This window comes from Mycobacterium sp. 1465703.0 (assembly GCF_001672975.1).
GTDB lineage: Bacteria > Actinomycetota > Actinomycetes > Mycobacteriales > Mycobacteriaceae > Mycobacterium.
The window spans coordinates 1-12,023 of record NZ_LZKU01000048.1; the positions used below are offsets into that span (position 1 = coordinate 1).

The following is a 12,023-nucleotide window of genomic DNA, read 5'->3' on the forward strand; positions in this document are numbered from 1 at the left end:
TGATCACCTACCCGTCCACGCACGGCGTCTATGAGCATGACATCGCCGAGATCTGCGCGGCCGTGCACGACGCCGGGGGCCAGGTGTACGTCGACGGCGCCAACCTCAACGCGTTGGTCGGGCTGGCCCGGCCGGGGAAGTTCGGTGGTGACGTCAGCCACCTGAATCTGCACAAGACGTTCTGCATTCCGCACGGCGGCGGTGGACCCGGCGTCGTGCACGGCCGCGCAGATCTCGGCGATGTCATGCTCATAGACGCCGTGCGTGGACGGGTAGGTGATCATCAGTGTCGACAACCGGTCGCGGTGTTGGCTGACCTTGGCGCGCAGGTCGTCGAGATCCACGTCGCCGTTGTTGTGGCAGGCCACCACGACGACCCGCATCCCGGCCAAGGCCGCTGATGCCGCGTTGGTGCCGTGCGCACTGGACGGGATGAGGCAGATGTCGCGGTGCGGTTCTCCACGGCTGGCGTGGTACTCGTGGATGGCCAACAGTCCGGCGTATTCGCCCTGCGACCCGGCGTTGGGCTGCAGCGAGACGGCGTCGTAACCGGTGATCTGCACCAGCCAGGTCTCCAGGTCGGCGATGAGGCGCCGCAACCCGGGAGTGTCGGATGCCGGGGCGAAGGGATGCTGACGGGCGAATTCCGGCCAGGTGATGGGTTCCATCTCCGCGGCGGCGTTCAGCTTCATGGTGCAGGAGCCGAGCGGAATCATGCTGCGGTCCAAGGCAATATCCTTGTCAGCCAGCGCACGCAGGTAGCGCATCATCGCCGTCTCGGTGCGGTACTGGGTGAACGCGGGATGGGTGAGGAACTCCGACGTGCGGGTGGTGATGTCGGCGCCCGCCGGCGTGGCGGCGTGCAGTCCGAAGGCGTCGAGTACCGCGGCGACATGGGCGTCGGTGGTGGCCTCGTCGCAGGCCACCGACACGTGGTCGTCGTCGACCCGCCACAGGTTGATGCCGTTGGCCTTGGCCGCGGCGATCACCTCGGCGGCACGACCGGGCACCCGTGCCAATACGGTGTCGAAGTACTTGTCGTGCACCAACGCATCGCCCAGGGCGGCGCCGATCGCCTCGGCATGACCGTGGACACGGCGCGCGATCGCGGTCAGCCCCTCGGCGCCGTGGTAGCTGGCGTACATCGCGGCCATCACCGCCAGCAGCACCTGCGCGGTGCAGATGTTGCTGGTCGCCTTGTCGCGACGGATGTGCTGCTCGCGGGTCTGCAACGCCAACCGGTAGGCCGGCGAACCGTCGGCGTCCAACGACACACCGACCAGCCGTCCCGGCAGCTGGCGCGCGTGGTTGGCGTGCACCGCGAGGTAGCCGGCGTGCGGTCCGCCGAATCCCATTGGCACACCGAATCTTTGGGTGGTGCCGAAGGCGACGTCGGCGCCGAGCTCGCCGGGCGGCGTGATCAGCGTCATGGCCAGCAGGTCGGCGCCGATGGCGACCAGCGCGCCACGGTCGTGCGCCTGCTCCACCAGGCTCGCCCAGTCGGTGATCCGGCCACTGGCCCCGGGCAGCTGAGCGATGACGCCGAAGAAGTCGCCATCGGGCAGCCCGTCGCGCAGGTCGGCGGTGACGATCTCGATGCCCAGCGGCTTGGCCCGGGTGGCCACGATCGCCGCGGTCTGGGTGAAGACGTCGGCGTCCACCACCAAGCGGTTGGCCTTGCCACGAGCCGCGCGGTGCATCAGCGTCATGGCCTCGGCCGCCGCGGTGCCCTCATCGAGCATCGACGCGTTGGCGACCTCGAGGCCGGTCAGGTCGGCGACCATCGTCTGGAAATTCAGCAGGGCCTCGAGCCGGCCCTGGCTGATCTCGGGCTGGTACGGCGTGTAGGCGGTGTACCAAGCCGGGTTCTCCAAGATGTTGCGCAGCAACACCGGCGGCGTGAGCGTGTCGTAGTAGCCCTGCCCGATCATCGACACCGCCACCGTGTTGGCTTCGGCCAGCGACCGCAGCTCGGCCAGCGCCTCGGTTTCGCTGGCGGGCGGTGGCAGCCGGTCCAGACCGGGCGCGGCGCCGCTGTCGGTGAGCCGGTCCAGGATGCCGGCCGGAACTGCTTTGGCGGCCAGCTCGTCGAGTGAGTCGACACCGATGACCGCGAGCATGGCGGCGACGGCCTGGCTGTCCGGACCGATGTGCCGAGCCGCAAACGTGAATTGATCGGACACTGGAACTCCTGAGTAGGCGGACGAAGACATATGAGGCAGAGGACTAACGGCCCTCTCCCTCTGTCTTCACCCGTTCGCCGGGCGCCTGAGAGATTCGGCGCCCGATGTTGCCCGAGCGCCTTTCCCCATCGGCGGGTGCAGACCGTAACGGCCGGCACCGCTTTCCAGAGGCATCATGATGTCGCGCGGTCCGGGTGCCTGAGAGGTTGACGGAGAGGTGTTGCTCCTTCGGCGTCCGTGGCTGGCAGCCACGAAACTCTCCCGCACGAATGCGATGCACAGCCCAGTTTACTCGGCCGCTCGAAGCGTAGCGGCGGGCGCGCCCTCAGCCGATCTTGCGGTCGCGGTGTTTACGCCGGGACGCCAGCTCGTCCTCCGGCTCGGCGATCGACTCGCCGCCGTCAGCCCGCTCGCCGGGGAAGTCCGCGATGACACCGGTCAGCTCGCGCATGGCGCCGGACACGGCGATGCCGAAGACGCCCTGGCCGCCCTGCAGCAGGTCGACGACCTCTTCGGCCGACGTGCACTCGTAAACGGTGGTGCCGTCGGAGAACAGGGTGATGTTGGCCAGATCCTGCACACCACGCTGACGCAGATGATCGACCGCGACGCGGATGTTGTGCAACGAGATCCCGGTGTCCAGCAATCGCTTGACGATCTTGAGGACCAGGATGTCCTTGAACGAATAGAGCCGCTGGCTGCCGGAGCCCGCCGCGCTGCGGATCGAAGGGACCACCAGTGAGGTGCGTGCCCAGTAGTCCAGCTGCCGGTAGGTGATGCCGGCGATCTGGCATGCACTCGGACCGCGATAGCCGACCAGTTCGTCGGGCACCGAGTCGTCTGGGAAAAGCCCGGGCTGCACAGGTGCGCTGGCTACGGTGACGCTGCGGTCACTGGCCGCCGGGCTACCGCTGTCAGCTAGGTTGAGCTGCTCTTGGCGTGGCTGCTCGCTCACGGTGGTTCCTCTCCGCGATCGCGCTCTCGTCGTTAGCTGCGTCTAAAGGCTGCATCGCAGCCACGTTTGCTCAGGCCCGAGTGCTAGTGAGCTTACGCTTTCTGATAGCCGCCGCGCCTGTAGTCGCGATCAAAGTATGGCCGCCCCGGGGCCAAGTGGGCGAGCTATCCGCTCAGCGTGTCGACATCCAGGTGTTAGTTGAGATGCATCCGTGATGTCGTCATCCAGGCTAAACCAGCGGCGCCGCCGTTCCCAACCAGCTGGTAGCGGGCTAGGTAGCCTTGAAATCGTCGGGAGACACGCTGTCCAGAAATTCTTTGAACTTCTCCACCTCGTCTTCCCGCACGGCGGTGCCGCCTTCCTCATCGCTCTCATCCGGAATCAGCAGGCCGGCCTGGGCAAGCACGCCTTCCTCGACGTAGATCGGGACGCCCACGCGCAGCGCTATCGCCACCGAGTCCGACGGACGGGCTGACACTGTGATGTTGCGGTCGAACACCAGGTCAGCGTAGAAAGTGCCCTCTTGCAGGTCGACGATTCGGACCTCTTTCAACGAATGTCCAAGCGCGGCAATGACATCCCTGATCAAATCGTGCGTCAACGGGCGAGGCGGCTCAACGCCTTGCTGCTCAAGGGCTATGGCGGCGGCCTCCGACTGACCGATCCAGATCGGCAGGTAACGATCACCGTTGGTTTCGCGCAGTAACAACACAGGTTGGTTCTGCGGCTGCTCTACGCGAATGCCGACAACACGAACTTCACCCATTTGTGTCTGCCCTCCGCATTAGTGGCGCCGGTTGGATTGGTACCCGCCAGGGACGGCGAGGTAAAAAATCCGCCCTACTGCCGAAAACCAAGCTGTCGACCGAAGTCTAGTCCTCAGCGATCCAGAACGTCGCGAACGGCGGATTTGATCAACGACGTGTGCAACGTGATGGCGAGCGCCGCGACCTCCCGCGCCAAATCGTCGGCGCGATCGCGCGCACCGGCCTTGCCGGCTTTCACTACCGGCCCGGCGATTTGGGCGATCAGGTCCGACTGCCGATCGGCGGCCGAGCGGAAAGCGCGCAGATGCCGCGCCTCGACGCCGTAGTCCGACAGCGCCCGTGCGCATTGCAGAATGACGACGGCGTGCTCGTCGAAAAAACCCGCCGGCCCGGTGGTGATGACGCCGGCTTTCAGTAGCGCGGTAAGCAGTTCGTCACCGACGCCGGCGCGCTTCAGCAGTTCTTCGCGGCTGAGCCGGACGTGGGTCGGGGCCACCGCCGAGGTGTCGGAGCCCAACCCCGCGTCCGCCCCGGCTTCCCCGTTTCCCACCACGGACACCAGCCGCGGGGCCGAGTAGGACGTCTTGAAGGGCGGAAGCTCACCGTCGGGTTGGGCATCCAGTTGCGCCCTGATGACCTTCAACGGCAAGTAGTGATCACGCTGCGCGGTAAGGATGAACCGCAACCGCGCACAGTCGTACGCGGTGAACCTTCGATACCCCGACGCAGCCCGCTGCGGCGTCACCAGTCCCTCGGCCTCCAAAAAACGGATTTTGGAGATGGTGACATCGGGGAAGTCCGGCCTCAGCAGTTCCAAGACCGCCCCGATCGACATCCCGGCCAGTGCCGAGCTATCGGGTGCGCTCACTAGCCCGAAGATCCTCCATCCTCACCCTGCTTGGGTCCGGTCAGAAACACCAAGCGGAACTTGCCGATCTGCACCTCGTCGCCGTTGGCAAGCACCGCGGAGTCCACGGGCTCACGGTTGACGTAAGTGCCGTTGAGACTACCAACGTCGACCACGCTGAATTCGTTGTTTTCCAACCTGAATTCGGCGTGCCGGCGACTTACCGTGACGTCGTCGAGGAAAATGTCGCTGTCGGGGTGCCGACCGGCCGACGTGGTCGCCTGGTCCAGCAAAAACCGCGATCCCGCATTCGGTCCCCGCTTGACGACCAGCAACGCCGACCCCGCCGGGAGTCCTTCGACTCCGGATACCGCACTCTCGGTTCCCGCTTGGGCGGGAGCGTCCAGCTCGTTGAGAAAATCGGCACGGAAGACGGAAGTCGTCTCTACCGTGACTTCATCCGAGTTCTGGTCTTGCTGACTTCCTGAGTCCATGTCCGTCACGCGCTGCTCCTCACTGGCTGCTGTGGCGTTGTTTGTCCGGGCCGCTCGGCCGGCTTCCACACCAGGTTTCTCTACCCGGTATGCCGATCACTGCCGTCTCGTACGTACAAGTGTCTTTCACGTGTCTTCAAGCGATCTTCGAAGGTCTTCAAAGGTCGATGTGTCGACGGTACCGCGCACCAGCCTGCAATGCGCCCACCACCTGACGATCCGAAACTTCGATTTCCCCCGTATCCTGGCCGCGCCGCTCGCCCGCGGTGCGGGGCTGCAGGGACATTAGCAATCGTCATTCGGTCAGCGTTCCGCGGTAGGCCTCAGCGTCGAGCAGCGAAGAAATGGCCGACTCCAATTCAGCGGCCTCGGATACCTGTACATCCAGCAACCAGCCGCCACCGTAGGGGTCGGAGTTCACCAATTGCGGACTGCCGTCCAGATCGGTGTTGACCGCCGACACTTTGCCCGAAACCGGGGCATACAAGTCCGACACCGATTTGGTCGATTCGACCTCACCGAAGGATTCGCCCGCGGTCAGTTCGGTGCCCACGTCGGGCAGTTGAACGAAAACGACATCGCCCAATGCGGACTGCGCAAAATCGGTGATGCCCACTCGGACGGTGTCATCCCCACTTCGACGAACCCATTCATGTTCGGCGGTGTAGCGCAGATCGGGCGGGATATCGCTCACGAGTGATCCTGTTCTGTTCGGGTGGTGCTCACTTGACGGGCTGAGCGTATTGGTGCGGTTTTGGTTGCCGCAAGGTGGTCACGTCCACCCGGTCCGCCTGCTGGACCGCCATTCGTCCACCGACGCGCTTGACTGCGTCCTGCGCACCGCCGGGAATGTTCATCGCCGCGGCAAGGGTGGGCGGATCGCCAATCGCCAGAATCGAATACGTCGGTGACAGTGTCTTGGAGTCGATCGTCAGCGACCCAGGCATACCCACCACCCAGGTGTCGACACCTACCCGCACGGATTGGTGTGCGTCGTTGACTTCCATTGCCTCGGCGCCGGCGGCACGCAACTCGTTGATCACGTCGAGCATCGCTTCGGGCGAAACCCCGGGTCCGGGGTCCTCGATCGTGACGGTGACACCCGGACCGGTGGCGCCCACCGCCCCGACCAGAATGGACAGCGCCGCCAGCCTGGACTGCGCGGACTGGATGGCGGCCTGGTCGTTGTTTCCGGACGCCTGCAATGAATTCAGCGTGTTCTGTAGCTCATTCACCTCTGTGTTGAGCGTGCCTTCGCGCTGTCGCAACGAATCCAGCAGCACCAACAGGTCCGCGGGGCGGGCCGTCTCCAGCGAGTCACCCGACTCGTTTTGACGGACCTGCGTGACAATGGCGATGCCGAGCAGCAGGCACAGCATGGCCGCCAGCGTCCCGAACGCCATCCGGGTCCGACCCGCGCGACCCGCCCCGGATAGCAAGCTGCGGCCGACTTCTCGGCGGGCGTTTTTCCCGGAGAGTTCGTGGCGGCCGCGCGGCGTGCCCGGTTCCGGCGTCGGGTCGGCCTCGGGGTGCGCGGACCGGCTTGGCCTGCCACCACTTTGGTCGGCGGCACTGTCGCGGGCCGCGTGATCTTGCGGATCCTGGCTCACGTTGACCTCAAGTCGGTCATGGGGCCGTTCCTCCTCATCGCTTCGCTGCGTCGTCCCCGGCGCGTGTCACGCCCCGAACAGCCGGCGGCGCAGCGCGGCGGCATTACCGAATATGCGGATACCCAGTACCACGATGATGGCCGTGGACAATTGCGTGCCGACGCCCAACTGGTCGCCGACATAGACGATCAGGGCGGCCACGAAGACGTTGAACACGAACGAGACCACAAAGACCTTCGGGTCGAATATCCGTTCCAGATATGCCCGCAACCCACCGAACACCGCGTCCATCGCCGCCACCACCGCGATCGGCAGATAGGGCTGGACGACTTCCGGCACCGCGGGGTGGAAAACCAGGCCGAGCACGACACCGATCGCCAGTGCTGCGATACCGATCATGCTTGGCTTTCCGTTCGCATTTCACACAGGGGAATGCGTCTGTTCAGGACTTTTCTCACTGTGGCCCAATCTGCTTGGCGAACTTGACATCCCGGATCGATCCGGCAGGCAGCGTCAGTCCGTCGGCGACGTCCACGGTAACCACGACGCCGTAGGAGATCTGTAGCAGCCTCAGGCGCTGCATGCCGGGGCTGTTGTCGAAGACATCGCGCATGGCACGCGGTGCCCCGATGGCAAGGATCGGGTAGGGACTGCGGGTCGGATTGTTGTCGACCAGGATCGCGCCGCCGGCTTGCCGGATGGTCACATTGGGCCCGATCCGCACGCCGCCCACCGAGATGGCCTCGGCGCCGCTGGCCCACAACGAGTTGACCACCAACTGCAGATCGCGGTCCAGGATGATCTGCCTGCTGCCACTGACCCGCTGCTTGGACACGTCGGAAAGGTTCGGGCTGGCACCGGGATCGGTCACGGTCACCTTCAGACCGGGACCAATGATCGCCGTGCTCGCCGCCGCCAGGCCGAGCGCGTCGAGGCGTTTCAGCAGCCGCTGCCCCTCGGCGTCGTCAGCCAGCGCGTGCCGTTGCACATCATCGACTCGCGTCGCAAGCTCGCTGCGCCGCTGGTTCAACTTGGCCGCGGACCCTTCGATCGCCCGGACGTTGCCCAACAGCAACTGCTGGGCGGTCCGGACGCCGGGAGCCACCGAGCGGGCCTGCGCCACCGCGGCGGCGAAGACCGTGGCGATCAGCAGCGCAGCCAACGCCTGCCAGAGCCAGCCGAACACCCGCCGGCGCCCGCTGCGCGGTGCGTCGGTATCGCCGCGCTTGGCCGCCGCGGCGGCGTAGCCGGGATCGAGGTGCTCGGAAAGCAGCGCGCGGAGCAGCGAAGGCACCGGGATGGTTTTCGGCCGCGCCGCCACATGTGCGCCGTGACCGGCATTGGGGTCATAGCCGCCGAGCAGGCGGTCCACATCAGCCATGGTCGGCCACCTTCGCCACGGCCGACGGACGAGAACCGCGGTCGACCTTGGGCATGCGTCGCAGCACCAGAATCATCTGCACCGCGTATTGCACGAACGCCCACAGGTAGGCGTACATGCCCCAGATCAGGAAGCCCCAGCCGCAGGCCCCGATCACGCGACTCCACAGCGCGTCCCAGCTGCCGAGCAGCACCAGGGGAAAGCCCGACATCAGGGCGAACGTCGCGGCCTTGCCGATGTAGGTCACCGGCAGCGCCGACAGCCCGCGGCTCCACAGCAGCGGCAGCGTCGCGGCCAACAGACCGTCGCGCGCGAGCAGGACGATGACGAACCACCACGGCACGATCCCGCTGAACGCCAGCACGATCGGCACGGTCACCATGTACAGGCGGTCGACCGCGGGGTCGAGCAGCACACCGAGCCGCGACGACTGATCGAGCAGGCGCGCGATCTTGCCGTCGGCCCAGTCCGAGGCCCCGCTGAACATCAGAATCCCGACCGCCCAGCCGTTGGCGTGCGCCACCAGCAAGGCGTAGACGAACACCGGAATCAGCGCCAGGCGGACAACGCTGAGCACGTTGGGCACCGTCAGCACCCGGTTGGGCGGAAGCACCGGCTCCATGAGCCGTGACCTTAACGCGACTCCGCGCCGAGCGCCCGGCTGGGCGCGCACTCGAGCTCGAACGCTCGGCTGGCCGCGCATTTGGTGACTCAGATCAGCGGAACACCCCGGGCAGGCTCAGGGTGGACAGCGTGTCGTCCGAGAGCGGGTTGTCGTTGACCATGTAGGTCCAGGTCGACGTCGGCCGCGCCAGCTTGGACAGGTCCAGCCCGGGCTCCTCGTCGAGGACATTGGCGGTTTCGAAGGTCTGCTGAGCCGCCTCGATCGCGTCCGCGGCCAGCGATGCGAAGGCGTCGACCGCCAACCGGTGAAACTCGTCCAGCGGATTTTGCCGGCCCAACGCGCGTAGGTGGATGCTTTCGCGGATGTCGGCCAGATACGCCAGATGGTCGGCCCAGCCGCGGTCGAGGTGATAGAGCATGATCAGCCGGCAGATCTTCTCCAGCCGATCTTCGGAGATTCCCTCGGTCTCGGCCAGCTCCTGGTAGCGCTTCGGTGCGAGTTCGGCGAGCTCCTCACGCGCGGTCGGGTTGCGCAGCAACGTATTACGTCGATCGACGATGATGGCACGCTGCTGGGCGATCAATTGGTTGTAGCGCCAGGTGTTCGCGTGCACATCCAGCATGCGCCCCTCGGCGACGCGTTGGGCGTGGTCTAGCAGGCCCGCCGCCTTGGGGCTGACGATCCGGCCGTCCTCATCGGTTTCCATCGGCAGCTTGTTGTGGTCGAGGTTGGCCGCCACCACGTCGTCCTCCCAACTGGAGAAGAACACCGACGACCCCGGATCACCCTGTCGTCCGGCGCGTCCGCGCAGTTGGTTGTCCAGACGCTGGGTGTGGTGCCGGCCCGTGCCCACCACGTGCAGCCCGCCCAGTTCGGCGACTTTGTCGTGGTCGGCTTCATCCGAGCCGCCGAGGCGGATGTCGGTACCGCGCCCGGCCATCTGCGTCGACACGGTGACCACACCGAACTTGCCGGCCTCGGCGATCACCTGGGCTTCCTCGGCGTCGTTCTTCGCGTTCAACACCACCGCGGGCACGCCGCGGCGCAGCAGCCGTTCGTGCAGGTCCTCGGATTCGGCCACGTCGCGGGTTCCCACCAGCACCGGCTGTCCGGTGTCGTTGACCTCGGCGATGTGCGCCACGATCGCGTCGTTTTTGGCCGCCGCGGTGATGTACACGCGGTCGGATTCGTCTTCACGAATGTTGGGCTCGTTCGGCGGAATTGGTGACACGCCGAGTCTGTAGAACTGGCGTAGCTGCTCGCCGGCGGCCAGCGCGGTGCCGGTCATGCCGCACACCGTCGCGTAGCGGTTGATCAGTGCCTGCACGGTGATGGTGTCGAGCACCTCGCCGGTTTCGGTGGTCTCGATGCCCTCCTTGGCCTCGACCGCAGCCTGCAGGCCGTCGGGCCAGCGCTGCAGCTGCGCGATGCGCCCGCGCGCGGCGTTGATCAGGTGCACCGCGTCGTCGCGGACGATGTAGTGCACGTCGCGCTGCAGCAGCACGTGCGCGTGCAGGGCGACGTTGATCTCGGTCAGGGTGGTGACGACGTGCTCTTCGGAGTACAGGTCGATCCCGCCGAGCGCCTTCTCGACTTTGCGCGCGCCCACCTCGGTCAGGTGCACGTTGCGGCTGTCGGCGTCGGTGTCGTAGTCGGTGCCGGCCTCCAGCTCGCCGGCCAGCTTGATGATCTCCAGCCGCGGTGTCTCCCGGTGGGTGGTACCCGCCAAGACCAGTGGCACCAGCGCCTCGTCGACCAGCACTGAATCGGCTTCGTCGATCAGGGCCACATCGGGGTTGGGCGACACCAGGTCGGCGACGTCGGTCACCAGCTGGTCGCGCAGCACGTCGAAGCCGATCTCGTTGACCGAGGCGTAGGTGACGTCGCAGCCATATGCGGCCCTGCGTTCCTCGCTGGACGACTCGGCGGTGATCCAGCCGACGGTCAGTCCCATGGCCTCGATCAGCGGGCCCATCCATTCGGCGTCACGGCGGGCCAGGTAGTCGTTGATCGTCACCACGTGGACGTGCCGTCCGGCCAGCGCGTATCCGGCCGCCGCGATCGCGCCGGCCAGCGTTTTGCCTTCACCGGTGGCCATCTCGATCACGTCGCCTGCCAGCATGCGTAACGCGCCCAACAGCTGCACATCAAAGGGCCGCAACCCGGTCGTCCGCTCGCCCGCCTCCCGGGCGATCGCAAGGAACTGCGGGATGTCCTCGGACTCCGCGAGGTCCTCGAGGTTGAGCAGTCCGGCCGCCTTGCGCAGCTGCTCGTCGGTCAGACCGGCGGCCTCGTCGTTGTATTCCGACGCGTCGGTGACCTGGGTGAGCGAGCGGCTGCGGTTCTTTTCGGTGCTGGCGCCGAGCAGTTTCCAAAAGCGGCTGCTCAGTCGGCCGGGTTGAGCACGGGTCGTCTTAGGCACAGGTCAACGGTACGCGGTGACCTATCCCGCGGCCTCAAGCCAGTGCAGGCCGTGTGCACTCAGGCGAGGTTGGAGCGGCGTGGATACGCGACATCGGGATCGGTGAGCGCATTGACCACGGCGGGCAGGCCGCTGGCGAAGGCCCGTTCCAGTGCGGGCCGCAGCTCGGCGGGCGCGGCGACCAGTTCGCCGTGGCCGCCCAGGGCGCGCACCACCTCGTCGTAGCGGGTCTCCGGCCGCAGCTCGGCCACCACCGAATAGCCGTACAACGCTTCCATGGGGTGTTTTTCCAGTCCCCAGATTCCGTTGTTGCCGATCACCGACACGACCGGCACCTGGTGCCGAACCAGGGTGTCCCATTCCATGCCGCTGAAGCCGAAGGCGCCGTCGCCCTGCAGCAGCACCACCTGGCGGTCCGGGTGAGCCAGCTTGGCGGCCAGTGCGTAACCGGGTCCCGAACCCAGGCAGCCGAAGGGGCCGCTGTCCAGCCAGCACCCCGGCTGATAGCTGTCGATCACCCGGCCGGCGTACGACCCGAAGTCACCGGCGTCGATGACGACGATGGCGTCGCGATCCAGCATGGGTGCCAGCTCGGCGTAGACCCGCATGGGGTGCAGCGGGCTGCGGTCGTCGGCAAGCTCGGCTTTCTCCTTGTCGCGCGCCGCGGTTTCGGCGGTTCGCAGGTCGTCGATCCAGTCTCGGTGGTCGGTCGCCGTGGCGGGGGCCAGCGCCGCGAGAA

General features: G+C 66.4%; 12 protein-coding genes and 1 riboswitch. All 12 genes read right to left on the bottom strand.

Annotation, left to right across the window (positions count from 1 at the left end; all coding sequences use genetic code 11):
• A partial coding sequence (gene gcvP / locus A5625_RS04135) for an aminomethyl-transferring glycine dehydrogenase (protein ID WP_369829978.1) occupies positions 1-2,183 on the bottom strand: 2,183 nt, incomplete at its 3' end.
• 176 nt (positions 2,184-2,359) lie between these two features.
• Positions 2,360-2,457, bottom strand: a riboswitch (glycine riboswitch).
• A 51-nt stretch (positions 2,458-2,508) separates the two neighbouring features.
• On the bottom strand, positions 2,509-3,138 hold the full coding sequence (locus tag A5625_RS04140) for a MerR family transcriptional regulator (RefSeq protein ID WP_007771372.1): 630 nt from the start codon (positions 3,136-3,138) through the stop codon (positions 2,509-2,511).
• A 271-nt stretch (positions 3,139-3,409) separates the two neighbouring features.
• Complete coding sequence (locus A5625_RS04145; RefSeq protein ID WP_007771374.1) at positions 3,410-3,904, bottom strand: bifunctional nuclease family protein; 495 nt, start codon at positions 3,902-3,904, stop codon at positions 3,410-3,412.
• 113 nt (positions 3,905-4,017) lie between these two features.
• On the bottom strand, positions 4,018-4,773 hold the full coding sequence (locus A5625_RS04150) for a MerR family transcriptional regulator (RefSeq protein WP_066989314.1): 756 nt from the start codon (positions 4,771-4,773) through the stop codon (positions 4,018-4,020).
• Entirely contained in the window at positions 4,773-5,246 is a 474-nt protein-coding gene (gene garA / locus A5625_RS04155; protein ID WP_369829979.1) for a glycogen accumulation regulator GarA, read from the bottom strand. The genes A5625_RS04150 and garA overlap by 1 nt, the downstream gene beginning before the upstream one ends.
• A gap of 295 nt (positions 5,247-5,541) precedes the next feature.
• On the bottom strand, positions 5,542-5,940 hold the full coding sequence (gene gcvH, locus A5625_RS04160; RefSeq protein ID WP_066989316.1) for a glycine cleavage system protein GcvH: 399 nt from the start codon (positions 5,938-5,940) through the stop codon (positions 5,542-5,544).
• Positions 5,941-5,968: 28 nt separating this feature from the next.
• Positions 5,969-6,685: a DUF881 domain-containing protein gene (locus A5625_RS04165; protein ID WP_369829980.1), complete on the bottom strand. Its 717-nt coding sequence runs from the start codon at positions 6,683-6,685 to the stop codon at positions 5,969-5,971.
• Positions 6,686-6,922: 237 nt separating this feature from the next.
• Complete coding sequence (locus tag A5625_RS04170; protein ID WP_066989320.1) at positions 6,923-7,255, bottom strand: small basic family protein; 333 nt, start codon at positions 7,253-7,255, stop codon at positions 6,923-6,925.
• A 55-nt stretch (positions 7,256-7,310) separates the two neighbouring features.
• Positions 7,311-8,237 carry a DUF881 domain-containing protein gene (locus tag A5625_RS04175; protein WP_066989322.1) on the bottom strand — a complete coding sequence of 309 codons (927 nt, stop codon included), beginning with the start codon at positions 8,235-8,237 and terminating at the stop codon, positions 7,311-7,313.
• The gene (locus tag A5625_RS04180; protein ID WP_066989324.1) at positions 8,230-8,859 is read right to left on the bottom strand and encodes a CDP-alcohol phosphatidyltransferase family protein; all 630 of its coding nucleotides are present in this window, start codon (positions 8,857-8,859) and stop codon (positions 8,230-8,232) included. The genes A5625_RS04175 and A5625_RS04180 overlap by 8 nt, the downstream gene beginning before the upstream one ends.
• Positions 8,860-8,953: 94 nt before the next feature.
• The gene (gene secA2 / locus A5625_RS04185; RefSeq protein WP_066989326.1) at positions 8,954-11,284 is read right to left on the bottom strand and encodes an accessory Sec system translocase SecA2; all 2,331 of its coding nucleotides are present in this window, start codon (positions 11,282-11,284) and stop codon (positions 8,954-8,956) included.
• Positions 11,285-11,343: 59 nt separating this feature from the next.
• Positions 11,344-12,023, bottom strand: a 680-nt coding sequence (locus A5625_RS04190) for a thiamine pyrophosphate-dependent enzyme (RefSeq protein WP_232003404.1), incomplete at its 5' end; no start/stop codon positions are given.

What these genes read in the sequence shown, in the direction of transcription:
- A5625_RS04180 (WP_066989324.1), bottom strand. Translation starts at nt 8,859, where the DNA reads ATGGAGCCGGTGCTTCCGCCCAACCGGGTGCTGACGGTGCCCAACGTG.
- A5625_RS04170 (WP_066989320.1), bottom strand. Translation starts at nt 7,255, where the DNA reads ATGATCGGTATCGCAGCACTGGCGATCGGTGTCGTGCTCGGCCTGGTT.
- A5625_RS04145 (WP_007771374.1), bottom strand. Translation starts at nt 3,904, where the DNA reads ATGGGTGAAGTTCGTGTTGTCGGCATTCGCGTAGAGCAGCCGCAGAAC.
- garA (WP_369829979.1), bottom strand. Translation starts at nt 5,246, where the DNA reads ATGGACTCAGGAAGTCAGCAAGACCAGAACTCGGATGAAGTCACGGTA.
- A5625_RS04175 (WP_066989322.1), bottom strand. Translation starts at nt 8,237, where the DNA reads ATGGCTGATGTGGACCGCCTGCTCGGCGGCTATGACCCCAATGCCGGT.